General features: G+C 71.9%; 18 protein-coding genes. 15 read left to right on the forward strand and 3 right to left on the reverse strand.

Translation table 11 applies throughout. The features are described from left to right. Positions 1 to 103: 103 nt before the first annotated feature. From pruA to IMZ35_RS18925, 5 genes are all read left to right on the forward strand, one after another. Positions 104 to 1,729: an L-glutamate gamma-semialdehyde dehydrogenase gene (gene pruA, locus IMZ35_RS18905; protein WP_199442443.1), complete on the forward strand. Its 1,626-nt coding sequence runs from the start codon at positions 104 to 106 to the stop codon at positions 1,727 to 1,729. A 32-nt stretch (positions 1,730 to 1,761) separates the two neighbouring features. After that, positions 1,762 to 2,685 carry a proline dehydrogenase family protein gene (locus tag IMZ35_RS18910; RefSeq protein WP_199442444.1) on the forward strand — a complete coding sequence of 308 codons (924 nt, stop codon included), beginning with the start codon at positions 1,762 to 1,764 and terminating at the stop codon, positions 2,683 to 2,685. 43 nt (positions 2,686 to 2,728) lie between these two features. Beyond that, positions 2,729 to 4,402 (forward strand): bifunctional 3'-5' exonuclease/DNA polymerase, encoded by a 1,674-nt coding sequence (locus IMZ35_RS18915; protein WP_199442445.1) that lies wholly within the window; start codon positions 2,729 to 2,731, stop codon positions 4,400 to 4,402. A gap of 88 nt (positions 4,403 to 4,490) precedes the next feature. Then, entirely contained in the window at positions 4,491 to 5,864 is a 1,374-nt protein-coding gene (locus IMZ35_RS18920; RefSeq protein ID WP_199442446.1) for a carbohydrate-binding protein, read from the forward strand. Between the two features lie 18 nt (positions 5,865 to 5,882). Then, positions 5,883 to 6,545, forward strand: coding sequence for a helix-turn-helix domain-containing protein (locus tag IMZ35_RS18925; protein ID WP_199442447.1), 663 nt, complete (start codon positions 5,883 to 5,885; stop codon positions 6,543 to 6,545). Here IMZ35_RS18925 and IMZ35_RS18930 read toward each other — a convergent pair. Continuing rightward, a complete protein-coding gene (locus tag IMZ35_RS18930; protein WP_199442448.1) occupies positions 6,538 to 7,404 on the reverse strand; it encodes a hypothetical protein in 867 nt (288 codons plus the stop codon). The two genes, IMZ35_RS18925 and IMZ35_RS18930, sit on opposite strands and share 8 nt — an antisense overlap. A gap of 119 nt (positions 7,405 to 7,523) precedes the next feature. On the opposite strand from IMZ35_RS18930, the gene IMZ35_RS18935 reads away from it, so the two are divergent. The 6 genes from IMZ35_RS18935 (at position 7,524) to IMZ35_RS18960 (ending at position 14,263) form a co-directional block, all read left to right on the forward strand. Beyond that, positions 7,524 to 9,056, forward strand: a complete 1,533-nt coding sequence (locus IMZ35_RS18935) for an outer membrane protein assembly factor BamB family protein (protein WP_199442449.1) — start codon at positions 7,524 to 7,526, stop codon at positions 9,054 to 9,056. A 574-nt stretch (positions 9,057 to 9,630) separates the two neighbouring features. Beyond that, a complete protein-coding gene (locus IMZ35_RS18940) occupies positions 9,631 to 10,227 on the forward strand; it encodes a DUF3558 domain-containing protein (RefSeq protein ID WP_199442450.1) in 597 nt (198 codons plus the stop codon). Positions 10,228 to 10,992: 765 nt separating this feature from the next. After that, positions 10,993 to 11,415, forward strand: a complete 423-nt coding sequence (locus IMZ35_RS18945) for a hypothetical protein (protein ID WP_199442451.1) — start codon at positions 10,993 to 10,995, stop codon at positions 11,413 to 11,415. A gap of 16 nt (positions 11,416 to 11,431) precedes the next feature. Continuing rightward, entirely contained in the window at positions 11,432 to 12,016 is a 585-nt protein-coding gene (locus tag IMZ35_RS18950) for a DUF3558 domain-containing protein (protein ID WP_199442452.1), read from the forward strand. 6 nt (positions 12,017 to 12,022) lie between these two features. After that, positions 12,023 to 13,420 (forward strand): hypothetical protein, encoded by a 1,398-nt coding sequence (locus IMZ35_RS18955; protein WP_199442453.1) that lies wholly within the window; start codon positions 12,023 to 12,025, stop codon positions 13,418 to 13,420. A gap of 30 nt (positions 13,421 to 13,450) precedes the next feature. After that, entirely contained in the window at positions 13,451 to 14,263 is an 813-nt protein-coding gene (locus tag IMZ35_RS18960) for an ESX secretion-associated protein EspG (protein WP_199442454.1), read from the forward strand. On the opposite strand, the gene IMZ35_RS18965 is transcribed toward IMZ35_RS18960, so the two are convergent. Then, entirely contained in the window at positions 14,256 to 15,437 is a 1,182-nt protein-coding gene (locus tag IMZ35_RS18965) for a lactate 2-monooxygenase (RefSeq protein WP_199442455.1), read from the reverse strand. The genes IMZ35_RS18960 and IMZ35_RS18965 overlap by 8 nt on opposite strands. Positions 15,438 to 15,655: 218 nt before the next feature. Next, on the reverse strand, positions 15,656 to 16,669 hold the full coding sequence (locus tag IMZ35_RS31800) for a tetratricopeptide repeat protein (protein ID WP_199442456.1): 1,014 nt from the start codon (positions 16,667 to 16,669) through the stop codon (positions 15,656 to 15,658). A gap of 70 nt (positions 16,670 to 16,739) precedes the next feature. Between IMZ35_RS31800 and IMZ35_RS18975 the strand changes: the two genes are divergently transcribed. The 4 genes from IMZ35_RS18975 (at position 16,740) to IMZ35_RS18990 (ending at position 19,744) form a co-directional block, all read left to right on the forward strand. Then, entirely contained in the window at positions 16,740 to 17,252 is a 513-nt protein-coding gene (locus tag IMZ35_RS18975; protein WP_199442457.1) for a GNAT family N-acetyltransferase, read from the forward strand. Positions 17,253 to 17,494: 242 nt separating this feature from the next. Further along, entirely contained in the window at positions 17,495 to 17,701 is a 207-nt protein-coding gene (locus tag IMZ35_RS18980; protein ID WP_199442458.1) for a hypothetical protein, read from the forward strand. 139 nt (positions 17,702 to 17,840) lie between these two features. Next, positions 17,841 to 19,451, forward strand: a complete 1,611-nt coding sequence (locus tag IMZ35_RS18985; RefSeq protein WP_307868374.1) for an AMP-binding protein — start codon at positions 17,841 to 17,843, stop codon at positions 19,449 to 19,451. 155 nt (positions 19,452 to 19,606) lie between these two features. Further along, positions 19,607 to 19,744, forward strand: coding sequence for a hypothetical protein (locus IMZ35_RS18990; RefSeq protein ID WP_199442459.1), 138 nt, complete (start codon positions 19,607 to 19,609; stop codon positions 19,742 to 19,744). Positions 19,745 to 19,806 lie beyond the last annotated feature (62 nt).

Consider the following 19,806-nt stretch of genomic DNA (forward strand, 5'->3'; position numbering starts at 1 on the left):
ATCGGACAACGGCGGGCGGGCAAGCTTAGCCGTCCTCACAAAGGTCAGCGCAGCGCGGAGACCTAGCGTTGCGGGTGACACCCCCGCGTCGAAGGAGCAGCCCGTGGATGCCGTGACCAGGGTCCCGTCCCCGGAGAACGAGCCCGTCCTGCAGTACGCCCCCGGCTCGCCGGAGCGCGCTGACCTGGAGCGCGCGCTCGTGGAGCTGGCCGGACAGCCGCTCGACCTGACCCTGACCATCGGCGGCGAGCAGCGCACCGGCGGCGGCGAGCCGTTCGACGTCGTGCAGCCCCACAACCACCGCGCCGTCCTGGGCACCCTCCGCGGCGCCACCCGGCAGGACACCCGCGACGCCCTCGCCGCGGCCCGCGAGGCCGCCCCGGCGTGGCGCGCCCTGTCCTACGACGACCGCGCCGCGATCCTGCTGCGCGCGGCCGACCTGCTGACCGGCCCGTGGCGCTCCACGCTCAACGCGGCCACCATGCTCGGCCAGTCGAAGACCGCGATCCAGGCGGAGATCGACTCGGCGTGCGAGCTGGCCGACTTCTGGCGCTTCAACGTCGCCTTCGGGCGGCAGCTCCTGCAGGAGCAGCCCGCGTCCTCGCCCGGTGTGTGGAACCGCACGGACCACCGCCCGCTGGAGGGCTTCGTCTACGCGATCACGCCGTTCAACTTCACGGCCATCGCGGGCAACCTGCCGACCGCGCCCGCGCTGATGGGCAACGTGGTGCTGTGGAAGCCCTCGCCCACGCAGTCCTTCGCCGCGCACCTGACGATGCGGCTGCTGGAGGAGGCGGGGATGCCTCCGGGCGTGATCAACCTGCTGCCCGGTGACGGCCTGGCCGTCTCCGAGGTCGCGCTGGCCTCCCCCGACCTGGCCGGCATCCACTTCACCGGCTCCACCGCGACGTTCCAGCACCTGTGGGGGCAGGTGGGCGCGAACATCGCGAACTACCGCTCCTACCCGCGCGTCGTGGGCGAGACCGGCGGCAAGGACTTCGTGCTGGCCCACCCGTCGGCCGACCCCGACGTGCTGCGCACCGCGCTCGTCCGCGGCGCGTTCGAGTACCAGGGCCAGAAGTGCTCGGCGGCGTCCCGCGCCTACGTGCCGCGCTCGGTGTGGAACCGCATCCGCGACCAGTTCGTCGCGGACGTCGAGTCGATCACCGTCGGCGACGTCACCGACCTGTCCAACTTCGCCGGCGCCGTGATCGACCGCCGGGCGTTCGACAAGCTCTCCGGCGTGCTGGACCGCGCCCGCTCGGACGACGCGCTGGAGATCGCCGCCGGTGGCACCGCCGACGACAGCGACGGCTTCTTCGTGCGCCCGACCGTGCTGCTCGGCACGAACCCGGCGCACGAGGTGTTCACCACCGAGTACTTCGGCCCGGTGCTCGCGGTGCACGTCTTCGACGACGCCGACTACGACACCGTGCTGCGACAGCTGGAGGGCGTGAGCGCGTACGCGCTCACCGGCTCGATCATCGCCCGCGACCGCGCGGCCGTCGCGCACGCGCAGGAGGAGCTGCGGTTCGCCGCGGGCAACTTCTACGTCAACGACAAGCCCACCGGCGCGGTCGTCGGCCAGCAGCCGTTCGGCGGTGGCCGCGCGTCGGGCACCAACGACAAGGCCGGGTCGATCCACAACCTGCTGCGCTGGGTGAGCCCTCGCTCGATCAAGGAGACGTTCGCGGCTCCGACGTCCTACCGGCACCCCCACCAGGGCTGACCCCGCCCCACCCCTCGTGAAGGAGATGCCCCGTGCTCCGCTCCACCCTCCTCGCCGCGGCGCGCTCCACCGGCGCGCGCAAGTTCGTCGAGAGCACCCCGCTGACCCGTCCCGTCGTCGACCGCTTCGTCGCGGGTGACGACGTGGAGGCGGCGATCCGCACCACGGCGGAGGTCGTCGCCGACGGCCGTCTGGTGACCCTCGACCACCTGGGCGAGGACACCGGGGACGTCGCGCAGGCCGGTGCCACCGTCGACGCCTACCTGGACCTGCTGGCCAGGCTGGGCGCCGAGGGCCTGGCCGACCGGGCCGAGGTGTCGGTGAAGCTGTCCGCCGTGGGGCAGTCACTGCCGCGCGACGGCGAGCGGATCGCGCTGGAGAACGCGCGGCGCATCTGCTCGGCCGCCGATGCCGCGGGCACGACCGTGACCCTCGACATGGAGGACCACACCACGACGGACTCGACGCTGGGCATCCTGCGGGAGCTGCGCGCGGACTTCCCGTGGGTCGGCGCGGTGCTCCAGGCGTACCTGCACCGCACCGAGCAGGACTGCCGGGACCTCGCGCACGCCGGATCGCGGGTGCGGCTGTGCAAGGGCGCCTACGCCGAGCCCGCCTCGGTCGCGTTCCAGGACAGGGCCGAGGTCGACCTGTCCTACGTGCGGTGCCTGAAGGTGCTGATGGCCGGGGAGGGCTACCCGATGGTCGCCTCGCACGACCCGCGGCTCGTCTCCATCGCCACCGACCTCGCCGCGCACCGCGGTCCGGGCACCTGCGAGTTCCAGATGCTCTACGGCGTCCGGACCGACGAGCAGCGCCGGATCGCGGCACGCGGTGATCGGATGCGGGTGTACGTGCCCTACGGCGGCGAGTGGTACGGCTACTTCATGCGCCGCCTGGCCGAGCGCCCGGCGAACGTCGGCTTCTTCCTGCGTTCGCTGGTCACCACCGGCTGACGTCGTCCGCGTTCCCGTCGGGGTGGGCGCGCACACTGGGGCCGTGCTCGCAGCTCTCGATCCGCACACCGGGAACACCGGTGCCCTGCGGCGGCTCCACGACGACGGCACACCGGACGGGCCGGCGGTGGTCTCCACCGACCTGGCCCGCGCGGTGGCCGAGCTGGAGCGCGCTCACCGGCCGCGTTGGCTGCTGGCCGCCGCGGCCGAGGCGTACCCGCCGCTGCTGGCGGCCGGTGTGCGGCTGGAGCGGTGCCACGACCTCGCACTGACCGAGGCGATCCTGCTCGGCCACCTCGGGCGGCACGGCGAGCCCCGCGGGCTGGCCGCCGCCGTCGCCCGGCTGCGCGGCCTGCCCGTCCCGGACGACACCGCGCCCCGCAAGCGCGACACGCAGCCCACGCTGTTCGAGCCGGAGCACGAGCGGCTGCCCGGCGGCGTCGACCCGCTCGACGCGGTCGTGCAGGTGCACGCCGAGCAGCAGCGCGTGCTGGCCGGGCTGCCGGGGGCCGACCGGCTGCGGCTGCTCGTGGCCGCCGAGTCGGCGAGCGCGCTGGCCGCCGCCGAGATGTCGCACCACGGGCTGCCGTGGCGGGTCGACGTGCACGAGGCGCTGCTCGCGGAGCTGCTGGGCCCCCGCACACCGGTCGGGGTGCGCCCGCGCGCGCTGGCCGAGCTGGCGGACCGGATCACCGAGGCGTTCGGCGGCCGGGCGGTCAACCCCGACCACCCGCCGAACGTCGTGCGGGCGTTCGCGCGGGAGGGCGTCGACCTGCCGTCCGCGCGGGCGTGGGTGCTCAAGGACGTCGACCACCCCGCCGTGGCACCGCTGCTGGAGTACAAGGAGCTGTCGCGGCTGTGGGTCGCGCACGGCTGGTCGTGGCTCGACCAGTGGGTCCGCGACGGGCGGTTCCGCACCGAGTACGTGGTGGCGGGCGTCGTGTCGGGCCGGTGGGCCACCCGCGGCGGCGCGGGGTTGCAGCTGCCCCGCACGCTGCGCCGCGCGGTCGTGGCCGATCCGGGCTGGACGCTGGTCGTCGCGGACGCGGCGCAGCTGGAGCCGCGCGTGCTGGCCGCGCTGTCCGGCGACCACCGGCTCGCGGAGGTGTCGCGGGACACCGACCTCTACACCACCCTCGCGGCCGACGCGTTCCACGGCGACCGCGCGCGGGCCAAGGTGGCGATGCTGTCGGCGATGTACGGCGGCACGGGCGGTGAGGCCGGTCCGCTGATGGCCGTGCTGCGGCGGCGCTTCCCCGAGGCCGTCGACTACGTCGAGGCGGCGGCGCGGGCGGGTGAGCAGGGCCGGATGGTGCGCTCGCGGCTGGGCCGGACGAGTCCGGCGCCCTCCGAGGCGTGGCGCGAGCTGACCGGGAGCGCCGACGACGACGAGGACTCGGCCCGCCGCTCGCGGCGCGCGGCGCGGGACTGGGGCCGCTTCACCCGCAACTTCGTGGTGCAGGCGAGCGCGGCGGACTGGACCGCGGCGCTGCTCGGCGTGCTGCGGCGCGGGCTCGCGGAATCGGCCCCGCGAGCGCAACTGGTGTTCTTCCAGCACGACGAGGTGATGGTGCACTGCCCCCGCGAGGACGCCGACGCGGTGCGCGCGCGGGTGGACGCGGCGGGCGAGGAGGCCAGTCGCCTGGTGTTCGGCGGGACGCCCGTGCGCTTCCCCCTCCAGACGGCCGCGGTCACCTGCTACGGCGACGCCAAGTAGTCCCACCGAACGGCCTATTGATGGATCATGTATGAGAGCGCTCTCATAGGGGTCCCTGTTGTGCCCGTGACAAGGAGGTCACCCGCGCATGGAGAACTCCTCAGCACGGCGTCGGCGCGTGCTCGCCGTCGCCTCGGCCCTGCTCGTGGCGATACCGGTCGCGGCGTCCGCGACGACGTCCGCCAACGCCTCCGTGCCCCCGACGCCCGCGGGCTGGACCCGCGTCTGGAGCGACGACTTCACCGGCAGCGCCGGCTCGCTGCCGTCGTCGGCCGACTGGATCGTCGACACCGGGCACAGCTACCCCGGTGGACCCGCCAACTGGGGCACCGGCGAGATCCAGAACTACACCAGCAACCCGAACAACCTGAGCGTCGACGGAGCGGGCAACCTGCGGATCACCCCGCTCAGGGACGCCGCGGGCAACTGGACCTCCGGCCGCATCGAGACGCGCCGGTCCGACTTCCGCCCACCGGCGGGCGGCAAGGTCGCCATCGAGGGCCGCATCCAGATGCCGAACGTCACCGGTGACGCGGCGCTGGGCTACTGGCCCGCCTTCTGGACGCTCGGCTCGCCCTACCGGGGCAACTACTGGAACTGGCCCGGCATCGGCGAGTTCGACATCATGGAGAACGTCAACGGCATCAACAGCGTGTGGGGCGTGCTGCACTGCGGCGTCGCCCCCGGCGGCCCGTGCAACGAGAGCACCGGCATCGGCAACAGCCGCGCGTGCCCCGGCGCCAGCTGCCAGTCCGCGTTCCACACCTACCGCTTCGAGTGGGACGAGAGCAGCAACCCCAAGGCGCTGCGCTGGTACGTCGACGGGCAGCAGTTCCACAGCGTCACCGCCGCCCAGCTGGACGCGACGACGTGGAACAACATGACGAGCCACGCCGGTCACTTCATCCTGCTCAACGTCGCGATGGGCGGCGCGTTCCCCAACGCCCTGGCAGGCTCCACGCCGACCGCGGCCACGGTCCCCGGCCGGTCCATGCTGGTCGACTACGTGGCCGTGTACACCGCGGGTGGCGGCACGACGCAGCCTCCCGGCGACGGCGGCAGCGCGTACTCCTCCCTCCAGGCCGAGTCGGCGGCCGAGCGCTCCGGCGGCACCGTCGAGACCGCGTCGGAGGGCGGGCAGGCCGTCGGGCAGATCGGCAACGGCGGATACCTCAAGTTCTCCGGCGTGAACTTCGGCAGCGGCACGGCACGGCAGTTCGTCGGCCGGGTCGCCTCCGGCGCGGGCAGCGGCGTCAGCGGACTGGTCGAGGTCAGGCTGGGCAGCAGGACCGCGGCCCCGATCGGGAGCTTCGCCGTCGGCAACACCGGCGGCTGGCAGAGCTGGCGGTCGGTTCCGGCGAACACCAGCGGCGTGACCGGCACCCACGACGTGTACGTCACCTTCACCAGCGGGCAGCCCAGCCCGTTCGTGAGCGTGAACTGGGTGACGTTCGCGCAGTAGTGCGGCGAGAATGCCGGGGTGTACCGCGAGTGGGAGGCGCCCGACGGCCTGGCGTGCGCGTGGACGCGGGCGTCCTCCCCCGAGATCGCCCGCGTCGTGCCGGACGGCTGCACCGACCTGATCTTCTTCGAGGCGACGGGCGAGCTGTACGTCGCCGGGCCCGACACCGCGGCGCAGACGACCGCCGTGCCGGAGGGCCGGGCGTTCGGCGTCCGCTTCCCGCCCGGTGTCGGCCCCGCCGCGTTCGGCGTGCCGGGGCACGCGCTGCGGGACCTGCGCGTGCCCGCGACCGAGCTGTGGCACGACGCGCGCCGCCTGGCCGACGAGCTGTCGTCGGCCGAGGACACGGCGCGCACCCTGACGTCGATCGCGGTGACCCGCCTGCGCGCCGCGTCCCCCGACCCGCTGGCCGCGCTGGCGCGGACCGCGTTCGACGTGCCGTCGCTCGCCCGGTCCATCGGCGTGACCGACCGCCAGCTGCGCCGCCGCTGCCTGGACGCGTTCGGCTACGGACCCAAGGTGCTCCAGCGCGTCCTGCGCTTCGACCGCGCGGTCGCGCTGGCCAGGACGGGCCTGCCGTTCGCCGACGTCGCCGCGCGGTGCGGCTACGCCGACCAGGCCCACCTGTCCCGCGAGGTGAAGGCGCTGGGCGGCGTTCCGCTGGGAGTGCTGCTCAGCTGAGCCTGCCGTGCGCGCGCAGCACCGTCAGCGCGCCGATCGTCACCACCGCGCCCCACTCGTGCTCGGTGACCGGCGTCCACGACGGCCAGGCGAACCGCCACCCGCCGTCGTCCTGCTGGGCCGCCTCGAGCACGTCGAGCGCGCGGTCGAACTCGGCGTCGGAGAACCACCGCCGAGCCAGGCCGTCCGGCGAGGCCGCGTAGTCCTGCGGCTTGTGCGTCTCCCCCGCCGCGTACCCCTCCGGAGCCGCCGCGTCCGGCTCCCCCAGGTCGACGAGCCGCTGCTCCCGCACCAGACCCCCGAGCCGCTCGGCGTGCGCCTCGGCCCGCGCCCGGTCCGGCACGTGGTCGAGGAAGCGCACGAGAGCCGCGACCTCGTAGGGGTGCGTGGTACCGACCTGCTCGACGTGCTCCCAGGTGAGCGCGGTGGCGACGTCGAGCCAGGGGTGCTGGACCTCCAGCCGGTGCAGCACACCGGCGAGCAGCGCCGTGACGAGGATCGAGGGCTCCCCGCCCGTCTCCCACCACGGCGAGTGCGGATGCGCCTCCGCGGCGGGAACGCCGACGTGCAACCGCGCGTCGGGCGCGAGCGAGGCGAGGTGCTCGACGGCGGAGGCGACGTGCGAGGTGTCCCCGATCTCGGCGAACAGGTCCAGCGCCGTGCAGACGTGCAGCGGCTGGCTCACGGGCCCTCGCCCGTCCGGCTCCAGCGCGTGCCCGTACCCGCCGTCACCGTTGCGGTGCGCCAGCACGGCGTGCAGGACGGGCTCGGCGGCCCCACCGTCGAAGAGGAACTCGAAGCGCCGCTGCTCCAGCACCCGCCCGTGGTGCCAGACGTAGGACCGTGCTCGTTCGATCATGCTGCGACCCTAGGAGGCCGGTCCGTCCCGGTCTTGAACGAATCGGACACCGTCAGTCGGTGACGACTCGTGACCTGCTGTAATTCTTCCCGTTCGAAGGGGCAGGGGGAGACAAGACCGTGAATCATCCGAACGGGCAGTGGCACCACCCGCAGCAACCACAGCCGTACCCGCAACAACACTCCCAGTACCCGCAGCACCAGTACCCGCAGCATCCGTACCCGCAGCAGTACGGACCGCCACCGCGCAGAAAGCGCACCGGACTGGTCGTCGGACTGTCGTTGGGACTGGTCGGCGTGATCGCGGCAGCCGTCACCACGGGGATCGTGCTGAACTCGGAGCAGGACACGCCCCGGACCGCCACCGGGTCCACCCAGCCGAAGAAGAGCGCCGCACCTCTGTGGACGGCGGAGTTCACCAGCGAGATCCAGCACGAGACCGAACTGCTGGGCGGTTGGGCGGACGACGAGGTCGTGGTGAGGGGGCAGGAGAACGCCATCACCGGCTACTCGCTCCACGACGGCGAGGTGATCTGGGAACTGCCCGCGAACGGGATCAAGCTGTGCGGGATGAGCACGACCGCCGTGGACGGCTTCGGCGCGATCAGCTTCGGCAAGCCGGTAGCGGGCAAGACCGACTCGTTCCTGTGCAACGAGGTGCAGCTCGTCGACATCACGACCGGCACACCGAAGTGGTCGGTCGAAGCGGTGCCGTCGACGGACAGGTTCCCGCCCGACGACATCAGCGGCATGGAACGCACCGAGATCGTCGGTGACGTCGTCGTGTTCGACGACGGCGGCGATCTGATCGGGCTGGACCTCGCCACCGGCGCGCGGCGCTGGTACTTCGACAGCATCGACAACAACCCCGTCGGACGCGGTGAGCGCCCCGGCCCGTGCGCGATCGGCTCCAAGGTGGTCAGCGACACCCGCATCACCCTGGAGCAGGCGTGCTCGGAGGAGGCGTTCGTCATCGGCGGGGACATCACCGTCGTGACGACGGTCGACGCGCGCACGGGCCAGAAGGTGTGGAGCACGCCCGTCCCCACCTCGATCGTCGCCGCCGGTCAGGGACCCGAAACCCCTGTCCCGGTCATCGTCGGCGCCGACCCGCCCGCGCTGTTCCTGGACAGAAGCGTCGTGGGCGGCGCTCACACCCTCCTGCCGTTCGACTCCGCGACCGGAGCGATCGGCCGTGAGATCGAGCTACCCGGTCAGCTCGCGCTCACCGGCGGAGGTGACCTCGACCGCGCCCCCCGCACGACGACCGTCGACGGCCTGCTGTCCGCGGTGGTGATCGGCAAGCCCGACGGCGACTGCGCAGGGGTCGAGGGGCTGTTGACCGTGGACCTGAGGGCGGGCAAGCCGATCTCACCGGAACCGCACCCCATCTCGTGCGTGCTGTCACCCGTCGGCGTGCAGGACGGCGCGGTGGTCGTGCTGAGCTCGGGCACCGACGAGGAGCGGCCGTCGATCCACCGGGTCGACCCGAAGACGGGCGAGAGCGAATCGAGCGGACCGCTGCCGGAGGACGACAGCTCAGGAGGACTCGCAGGCGTCGTCCACGTCGTCGGAGACCGTGTCGTCGTACTGCCCGTCAGCGCCAAGCAGAGTTCCCACGCGGTACTGGTGGTGCCACTTCCGAAGTCCTGACGACCATCACGTCACCCGGAGGGAGCAACCTCGGCCCCGGACGTCCACGACAAGCCCGTGACCAGCACGTGAGGTCGGGAATCCGAGGACGTGGAACCGACGCTGTGACAGCATCGTCCGGGAGATGAACGCAGAGGGGAGCGATCTCGTGCTTGACGCAGGTGGTGGCGGAGGCATCAGCTTCATGGCTTCGACGCCCGTGGTGGGCGCCGCGGCAGGCGGAGCTGCTGGCAGCACGTCGACCGGATCGTCGCAGACCAGGTTCACCGTCGACCCGGACCAGGCGCAGAAACTGATCGACGGCTTGAACAGGGCGATCGATGAACTGAACAACCTCCGCAGCAGGTCTGACGCATTGGGCTCTGCTCACCCCCCGGTAAGGACCCCTACAGCGGTTACGCCACAGTCGCCATCAGAAACGCCGCCGGCGAATCAGCTGGTGGGTACGGTTGGGCGAACCAAAAGGCCATTGAGGCCCTCGAGACCACCAGGAACAATGTCCAGACGGCACTGGACACATATCGAGGTCTTGACAACAGTGGCCGCAGCACACTGAGCAGTTAGGGATGATCTCTTGAAGCGCCGAGTCCTCGCAGTCCTCACCATCGGGATCGCAATCAGCTCCGTCACAGCCTGTTCCGAGGACAGCACAGGACGAGCGACCCCGGAGAACAACACCCCACCCAGCAGGTCGAGCACGAGCACTGTGACGAGCAGTGCCTCGGGATCTCCCCAACTCAGCTTCGACGAGTTCCTCAGCAAGCCCTGCGACATCCTCACCACGGAGCAGGTGGCCTCGTTGGGATCGTTCAAGGCACCGAAGCCGGAGGACGACTCCACCGGACCCAGTTGCAGGCTGTCCGGCGCGGACACCGCGGTGGACCCGTCCTACGAGGTGACCTTCATGACCGAGGGCAACACGATCGAATCGGTCAGGGAGAACACCGGCAGCTACGCCATATCCGAGGAGAAGGAAATCGATTCCTACCCTGCGGTGAGCTTCGACTCGACCGACGGACTGCGCAACTGCTCGACCGCTGTGGGCATCTCCGACGACCAGGTCTTCCTCGCGCAGACCAACATCAACAAGAGTGACCCCAACTACGGCAAGGCCTGCGTCTCGTCCGAAAAACTGGCCTCCCTGGTCCTCGAATCTCTGAACAGTCGCTGAGCAGCACCTTTGCAACTTCACAGGAACGAGAACACCGTTACCGAGGGAGGACCAGTGCCGAGGAGTCACACGCTCGCCATCGCCGCACCCGGACTGGTCGTCAGCACGCTGACGGGATCTTGAATCGAGCCGGGAACTCCCTCGTCTGCCGGCACGACGAGCAGTCCGACTCCGCAGCCCGTGACGACCTGTCGTTCGAGAAGCACACGAACGCCACGTACAGCATCCTCGTGTCCGAGCAAGCCACAGCACCGAGGAGTTTCCGCGCCCGGGTGCAGGAACTGCACCCGGGCAGATGACGACGTCCCGACGCCCCCACCTGCGAAATCGTCCTGACGACCGATGGCAGCACCGTCGATTCGATCAAGAATGCCGCACAGAGCGTGGCCGTGGTCGAAGAGACGACTCGACGGACGCCGCTCGCGGTTGCACCAGGATCATCAGCGCCTCGTCCGACGCGGCCGTCATCGTCCACGTCGGTGGTGCGAAGACCGACACGGGCGACCGGGGGAAGGCGTGTGCGGTCACGAAGCGCCTCGCGGCCACGGTGATCGGGAACCTCGGGGTGCAGAAGACCGCGTCCGAGATCACGGCGACTCCACCGTCACCCAGAAGCAGCAACACGGGTGGACAGGGGCGCTCGGTACCGCAGGTCGCATCCTCGACGAGTCTGTGACCAGCACGTGAGGTCGGGAATCCGAGGACGTGGAACCAGCGCTGTGACATCATCGTCCGAGAGATGAGCGCACTGAGGGGAGCGATCTCATGCTTGACGCGGGTGGTGGCGGAGGCATCAGCTTCATGGCTTCGACGCCTGTGGTGGGCGCCGCGGCAGGTGGAGCTGCTGGCAGCACGTTGACCGGATCGTCGCAGACCAGGTTCACCGTCGACCCGGACCAGGCGCAGAAGCTGATCGACGGCTTGAACGATGCGATCAAGGAACTCAACGATCTTCGCAGCAAGTCCGATGCACTCGGAGTCACGCAGCCTCCGGGCAAGGACCCCTACAGCGGTTACGCCACCGTCGCCATCAGGAATGCCGCTGGCCAGTCCCCCGGCGGATACGGTTGGGCGAACCAAGAGGCCATAAAGGCCCTCAAGACCACCAGAGACAACGTGCAGGCGGCGTTGAACACGTACCGCGGTCTTGACAGCAGTGGCCGCAACACACTGAGCAGCGGGGGATGATCTCTTGAAACGCCGAGTGCTGGCGATCCTCATCATCGGGATCGCAATCAGCTCCGTCACAGCCTGCTCCGAGGACAGCACGGGCCGTGCTACACCGGGAAACAGCACGCGTCCCAGCAGCTCCAGCACGAACACCGTGGAGAGCAGCACCTCGATCTCCTCGCAGCTCAGTTTCGACGCGTTCAAGAGCAAGCCCTGTGACATCCTCACCGCACAGCAGGTGGCGTCACTCGGCACGTTCGATCCGCCCGAGGCCGAGAACGATGCCCTCGGCCCCAGTTGTCGGCTTGACGGCAAGGACATCTCGGTGGACCCGTCCTACGAGGTGACCTTCCTGACCGATGGCAGCACGATCGAGTCCATCCGTGAGAACGCTGGCAGTTACGCCGTCTCCCGTGAGACTGAAATCGATTCCTACCCCGCTGTCATCTTCGACTCCACCGATGGATTGCTCAACTGCTCCACCGCTGTCGGCATTGCCACCGATCAGGTATTTTTGGCCCAGACCAACATCACCGAGAAAGACCCCGACTACAGCGGCAACGCCTGCGCCGCAGCAGAGAACCTGGCGTCCCTGGTCCTCGAATCCCTGAAGGGGTAGGAAGCCGTGTCATCACCCAACAACCTGGAAGTCATCGCAGACTCCACCGTGGGCATGGCGCTGTTGACGATCGGCGTCGGTACCGGCAACATCTACAGCTGGTTCCACGACGGCAACGGTCCCGAGAAGACCACGGACAACGGTTACGAAGCGTGGGGTGAAATCGCCTCGGGCCACACGAGCGTCAGCGAGATCATCAACAACGCCGTCAAGGAGTCGAACGCCTCCTGGGAAGGCTCCGCTGGCGACGCCGCTCGGGCGGGGACCTCACCTCTCGCCACGTGGTCGGACATGGCCGGGTCGAGCGCGCAGAGCGCTTCCTACGACGTGGCGAGCCTGAGCGGAGCTTTCCGCACGGCCCAGAACTCGGTGCAGAAGCCGGTCGACGTTCCCGACAAGCCGTGGCTCAACGACATGGCGTGGTGGGAGACCGACTACGACGAGGCGATGGAGAAGAGCCAGGCCGTCGACGAGGCGAACGTGCAGGCGCTCAAAGCCTACGGGTCGACGGCGAACAGCGTCAGTTCGAGCATGCCCGCCTTCGAGGCGCCCAACTCGTCCAACGCCGATCTGGACTCCGACTCCCTCGGCACCGGTGAGGGCGAGGGGAACGGCAACGGCAGGGGAAGCATCGATCCCAACACCGGCAGGTCGGGGATCGACACGGGAACCGGTAGCAACACCGGCAGAGGCACCGGTACGGCCGACATCAACCTTCCCGGCACCGGGACGGGTACCGGGACCGGAATGGGCACGGGAACCGGCACGGGCAACGGGAACGGGAACGTCAGCGACGGCTCGCTCGACCCGTCCTGGACCGGTGGAGGCGGTGGTGGCGGGACCACCAATCCCGGCCAGAACCCGCCCAACGTGCCGCTTCCCGGCATCGGCAACCCGAACCCCACCAACAACCCCAACCTCACCGGCATCCTGCCGGGGCTCGGTGGACCCCGCGGCGGTGGCGGTGGCAACACGCGAGTGCCCGGGACGGGTGGACCCGGTGGACTCGGTGGACCCGGTGGCGGGCGCGGTGGCGGTGGTGCTGGTGGCAACGTCAAGCTGCCCGGCGTGGGCGGTCCCGGTGCGGGTGCTGCGGGCGCTGCGGGCGCGGGTGGTTTCGGGCCGCGCGGCGGTCCCGGTGCCACGGCCGGTGTCATGGCCGGCGACGACGGCGTCCACGGGCGCGGTGCGGGCGGGATCGGCGCGGCCGGTGCCGCCGGGCGCGCGGGTGGTGCCTCGGGCGCCGCTGGCGCCATGGGTGCCGGTGGCATGGGCGCCGGCGCCGGGCGCGGGCAGGGCGACGAGGACAAGGAGCACAAGTCCGCGGCGTACCTCGTCGAGACCGAGGACGTGTTCGGCGACGGTCAGCTGGTCGCTCCGCCGGTCATCGGCGACATCCGCTGACCGCAACTCCGACGTACACCTGGGGGAACAGTGCTGCACAGCAGGGTCGCGATCCCTGTCGTGGCGCTCTACAACGCCTGGCAGGCGATCGGTCTGCCGGTGCTGCACCGCGCGCTGATCGCGGAGATCGACTTCGACGAGAGCCGGGTCGAGGAGGGCGACCTCAGCGGTCTGGCGAACCTCGCCAGGGACGGCTGGGGCGCGCTGGAGCGCGTCGGACTGGCTCGGGGACGTGACGTGCACCCCGATCTGGCCCGCTCGCTCCAGCTCATCGCCCGCGCGGGCACGGAGTACTACGCGTTCTTCAACCACGAGGACGAGAAGACCCGGTCCGCGCTCGTGGTGAAGTCCGGGGACGACGCGCTGCGCGTCGTTCTGACGGCGGACGAGAAGTTCGTGCTCGAACCGGTGCGCGCCGAGGACGCGGCGCAGGCGCTGATCGCGGTGCTGCCCGAGGTGCCGCCCGGCCGGGGCGCGGCGATCTCGCTGCCCGCGGACGCGATGAACGCGCGGGCGAAGCAGCGCCGGGACGACGACGAGGGCGGTGGTTCGTTCCTCCAGCCGAGCAGGCCGACCGGGACGAACAGCACGCAGGTGGAGCAGCTCAGGAAGCTGATGCAGGAGAAGCGGCTCGGCGGCGGGCAGCTCTACGCCGCCGGGCGCGACCGCTTCGGCAAGAAGGTCAGGTGCCCCGCGCCGATGACCTACGTCGACACCGTCACCGGCCGGTACGCGACGCTGAAGCTGCCCGGTCGCGACGGCGCCACGTGGATCACGGTGCAGCCGGCCGACTTCCGCACGATGAGCGGCCGGCTGCAACAGCTCTCCGCGACGCTCACCTGACCGGACGCCGCCGCAGCACCTCCGGGTTCAGCTCGGAGGGGCTGCGATGGCCGGACAGGCCGAGCGTGAGGTCGAAGTCGGCGAGCAGGCCCCGCAGGACGTGCCGCACGCCGACCTGGCCGCCGTGGGCGAGTCCCTGCACGTAGGGGCGACCGACGAGCACGGCCCGCGCGCCCAGGGCGAGGGCCTTGACGACGTCGGCTCCGGTGCGGACGCCGGAGTCGAACAGCACCTCGATCTGCTCGCCGACGGCCTCGGCGATCTCGGGCAGCACCTCCAGCGACCCGACGGCGCCGTCGACCTGCCGCCCGCCGTGGTTGGACACCACGACGCCCTGCACACCGGCGTCGACGGCCTTGCGGGCGTCGTCGACGTGCTGGATCCCCTTGAGCACGATCGGCCCGTCCCAGTGCTGCCGGATGAACGCGAGCTGCTCCCAGGTCTTGTCGGTGCCGGTGAACATGGGCACCCAGCGCAGGACCGCCATCGGCAGGTCCTCCTCCGGCGACTTCTCCAGGCCCGCGCGGAACGCCGGGTCGGAGAACGGGATGGCGGTGCCGGTGCCGCGGATGAACGGCAGGTAGGACTGGTCGAGGTCGTGCGGGCGCCACGCGAGGGTCCACGTGTCGAGCGTGACGACGAGGACGTCGAAGCCGGAGCGCTTGGCGCGGTCGAGGATGCTGACGCACACCTCGGGTTCGTTGGGCCAGTAGAGCTGGAACCAGCGGGGACCGTCACCGCTCGCCTCGGCGACGGCTTCGAGGGTGTGGGACGAGGCGGTGGACAGCACCATCGGCACGCCCAGCTCGGCGGCGGCGCGCGCGGTGGCCAGCTCGCCGTCGGGGTGCACGATGGACTGCACGCCGATCGGCGCGAGCAGGACCGGCGCGGGCACGGCGGTGCCGAGCACGGTCGTGCCCAGGTGCCGGGTCGTGGCGCCGGTCAGCATCCGGGGCACGATGCGCCACTCGTCGAACGCCTCCCGGTTGGCGCGCACGGTGGCGCCGGAACCCGCGCCGCCCGCGACGTACCAGTAGGGGCCGGGCCCGAGTCGCTCGCGGGTGGAGGCGTCGAGCGCCTCGGGGTCGGTGGTGAACGGCGGCAGCTGGCCGCCGAGGCCCTGGAGGTAGATCTCGTTCTGGTAGGCCGCGAACGGCATGCCCGTGCCAGTCATGGCAGCAGTCTGCTGGCGGTCGGCAGAAGCGTCCAGCGAAGATCGTCGGACGACGGCACCGCTGCCCGCTCGTACCGTCGACGGCTGCACGGCAGGACTCCGGAGAGGGGGCGGCCACCTCCTCCAGCACGATCGCGACGGGCGCGGCGGCGAGGATCGTGGACGCCGTCCGAGGCTCCCGGCGAGCGCGCCAGCGCGAGCACGTCCACCGTGGACGGTCAGCGGCGCACGTCGCCCGCGAGCACCAGCACGCCACCGGCGGCGAGCGCGCACAGCCAGGCGAGCACCAGCGGTTGCGTCGTGGTGGCGCCCAGTGCGAGGGCGGCGGTCCACCCGGCGAGCAGCAGCGCGGACGCGGCCAGCGCGGACGCCACGACCGGCAGGCGGCCGGGCCGGCGCAGGAGCCGGGCGACGACGTCGCGCACCGCGGGGCGGCGCAGGCGCAGCACCACGACCGCGCACGCGGCGAGGAGCAGGCCGGAGAGCCAGGCGAGCTGCGGCGTCGGACGGGGCAGCGCGGCGATCAGGAGCAGTCCGTCACCGGCGGCGAGCAGCGCGGCCACCCGCACGAGCGCCGTCCGGAGCAGGGCGCGCGCGGTCGCGACCGCTTCCGGCGGGGGCGCGGGCGTGGCGGCCGGGGCGGCGCTGCCGGTCCGGTCGCGGTCGCGGGCGCGGAGCAGTGCGGCCAGGTCCGCCCGCACGTCCGCGTCGGACGGGTCGAGCTCCAGGGCGGTGCGGTAGGCGTGCTCGGCGGCGCCGGGGTCGCCGCGGCGCACGGCCACGTCGCCGAGCACCTGGAACGCGCGGGCCTGGCCGGGCGCGAGCCGGGCCGCCTCGCGCGCCGCCTCCAGCGCCTCGGCGCGGCCGTCCGGGTCGACCTGGAGCACCTCGGCGAGGACCACCAGGCCGCGCCAGTCGTCCGGGCCGTGACGCACGGCCTCGCGCGCGGCGACGGCGGCCTCGCGGTGCCGGTCCAGCTCGCTCAGCGCGAGGGCGGCGAGCCGCTGCGCCCACGCCCGGTCGCCGCCGAGCACGAGCGCCTGCTTCGCCGCGGTCAGGGCCGCGTCGGCGTCACCGGCGTCGAGCTGCGCGGCGGCCAGCCGGCACCACGCCTCGGTGTGCAGGGGGTGCGCGGCGAGCACGGGGCGGAGCAGGTCGACGGCCTCGCGCGGCCTGCCGGACGCGGTGAGCTCCGCGGCGCGCACGAGCGCCGCGACGATCGCTTCGGCCACGTCACCTCCCCCGGATCGCGACCAGTGTGCCAGCGGGGAGAGCGTTGCAGGAACGTCCTACGCTGGGAGCGTGGTGCGCCTGTGGGACGGGAGCGGCGTCGAGCGGATCGCCGAGGTGTCGGCCGCCGCCGGGGAGCTGTTCGCGGAGTTCGGCGTGGCGCTGCCCCCGGACGACGCCGTGTCGACGCTGCTCGCCGCGCGGGCCGTGCTCGTCGAGGGCGAGCCGGTCCACGGGTTCGCGGCGCTCGGCGTGGTCGACGGGCACGCCCACCTGGAGGAGCTGGGCGTGCACCCGGACCACGGCCGGCGCGGTGTCGGCGCTCTGCTGCTGCGCGCCTCGCTGGAGTGGGCCGCGCGGCGGGGCTTCACCGCGCTGACCCTCACCACGTTCCGCGATCTGCCGTTCAACGGCCCCTGGTACGCCCGGCACGGCTTCACCGAACTGCCGCGCGAGCGGTGGGGCGAGGAGCTGCGCGCGCTGTGGGCCGCCGAGGAGCCGATCAGGACGGCTCCGCGAACGGTGCTCGTGCGGTCGTGGGAGCCCTCACCGGAAGCGAACGGGATCACACCTCGCCTTCCCTGATCATGCCGTGACCTCACGAGACAGGGTCGCGTGATCACCCTCCGCTGTAAATTTCAACCATTTCACCCGTTGGGGCGACCTATTGGGACACCGCGTGCGACGCTGGAACGCGCTCGGCGCGGTGGTCAGGCGGAAAGACGCGTGTCTTCCCCGTCACGCCGCCAACCCGCGTGCGTCTCGTCCTCGACCAGCGCCCGGACTGGTCCGAGCACTCGTGTCGATTCGGCTGGAGGTAGGGGGACGTGGTCGCCAACAAGAGGGAGTGGCAGGTCAGCTGTCGGGACATCGCGTCGCGCCGTCGGGAGATGACGGTGTTCGTGAGCCAGGGGCACGTCGTGATCACCGTGCCACCGGGCGAGGCGGCCGTGCTCACCCCGCTGGAGGTCGGTCGCCTGCGCGCCGCGCTGCGCGACGCCGTGGTCGACGCCTCGGGAGCCGCCGAGGAGTGACCGTCGTGCGCGCACCCCGCTGACGCCGCGCCGCACCGGGTCGGTCGTCCACCGGTCGAATTGTCCTCGAACTCTTCCTACTCACGGGTAGGTAGTGTCAGTATCGAGGCGTCCGACGAGTGGATTGCGAGGTGGAGCGGTGCTCGACGCGGTGCGCACGCTGTTCGACGGAATCGCCCTCCCGGCCTGGTCCCTGGCCACGCTGGTGCGCGCCGGAGTGGTCCGGCCGATGCGACCGGACCGGCTCGCCGGTGTCCTCGCCGGGTACTGGCGGTGGGACGTCACGGTGGCCTGGGGGTACGCGACGGGCGCGGCCCGCCACCCGGAGCGGCTCGCCCTGGTCGACGACCTCGGCCCGCTCACCTACGCCGAGGTGGACGAGCGCACCACCCGCCTCGCGCACGGCCTCGCCGGGCTGGGCGTCGGCGCCGGGACGAGGGTGGCCGTGCTGTGCCGCAACCACCGCGGGTTCGTCGAGACCGTCACCGCCTGCGTGAAGATCGGCGCGCACAGCGTCCTGCTCAACACCGGCCTCAGCGCGACGCAGATCGCCACCGTGCTGCGCGAGCAGGAGGTCGTGGTCCTCGTCGCCGACGACGAGTTCCAGCCGCTGCTGACGGCCGTGGACGGCGCCGTCCACCGGATCACCGCCTGGGCCGACGGGCCGACCGACGCCACCACGCTGGAACGGCTGATCGACCGCTCCCCCGCCACGGCGCTGCCGCGCCGCCCGCCGCGCGGTCGGATGGTCGTGCTGACCTCCGGCACCACCGGCGCTCCGAAGGGCGCGCGACGGCCGGAGCCCGCCGGACTCGGACCGGCCGCCTCCCTGCTGTCCCGCATCCCGCTGCGCGCGGGCGAGGTCGCCGCCGTGCCCGCACCGCTGTTCCACACCTGGGGCCTGGCCGCGTTCCAGATCTGCCTGGTGCTCGGCGCGACCCTGGTGCTGCGGCGGCGCTTCGACCCCGAGCAGACCCTCGCCGACGTCCGCGAGCACCGCTGCGGCGCGCTGTTCGTCGTTCCCGTGATGCTGCAACGCCTCCTGGAGGAGGCCGACCGGCCCGCGCTGCCGTCGCTGCGCGTCGTCGCGTCGAGCGGGTCGGCGCTGTCCCCGCCGGTCGCGCGCCGCTGCCTGGACGAGCTGGGACCGGTGCTCTACAACCTCTACGGCTCGACCGAGGTGTCGTGGGTGAGCATCGCCAGGCCCGGCGAGCTGCGCTCCTTCCCCGGCACGGCGGGCGTCCCGCCGCGCGGCACCAGGCTGGAGATCCTGGACGAGAACGGCGAGCGGGTGCCGCCCGGCGACACCGGGCGGATCTTCGTCGCCAACGAGATGCTGTTCGACGGCTACACCGACGGCAGCGCCAAGGAGGTGCGCGACGGCCTCGTGGCGACCGGGGATCTGGGGTACCGCAACGCCTCCGGGCTGCTGTTCGTCGCGGGCCGCGACGACGAGATGATCGTCTCGGGCGGTGAGAACGTGCACCCCGGCGAGGTGGAGGACCTGCTCGCGGGCCTGCCCGGCGTGCGGGAGGTCGCCGTGGTGGGCGTGCCGGACGAGCAGTTCGGCCACCGGCTCGCCGCCTACGTCGTGCGGGAGCCCGGTGCGGAGCTGGACGGCGAGGCGGTCCGGGAGCACGTGCGGGAGCACCTGGCGCGGTTCTCCGTGCCGCGCGAGGTCGCGTTCCTCGACGCGCTTCCCCGCAACGCCACCGGAAAGGTGCTCAAGCGCGAACTGGCGGCGTCCTGAACAGGACAGCCGCGCGACAGGTTCTTCCGCGTACCCTGGCCTCGACCGCTGGTGTTCGTCCGGGTGCGCGGACGACGATCCCGCGCCGGTGCGGCGTTGTGCCATGCTCGGCGCGGGTGCTGTCCCCCACGCTGCCGACCGAACGGAGCACGACGATGGTTTCCCGAGGTTTCCGCAGGTTGTTCGCCGCCGTGGCCCTCTGCCTCGGCATCGCGGTGGTCGCAGCCGCGCCCGCCCCGGCGGTCGACGATGTCGTCGACACGGGGTTCAACCCGCCGTTCTCGGCCCCGTAGGGCTCGAACTCCGCGCAGGGGTACCCGAATCCGGGTCCGCGGTCCACCCGCGGACCCGATCT

It is taken from the genome of Umezawaea beigongshangensis (genome assembly GCF_016464305.1).
Lineage (GTDB): Bacteria > Actinomycetota > Actinomycetes > Mycobacteriales > Pseudonocardiaceae > Umezawaea_A > Umezawaea_A beigongshangensis.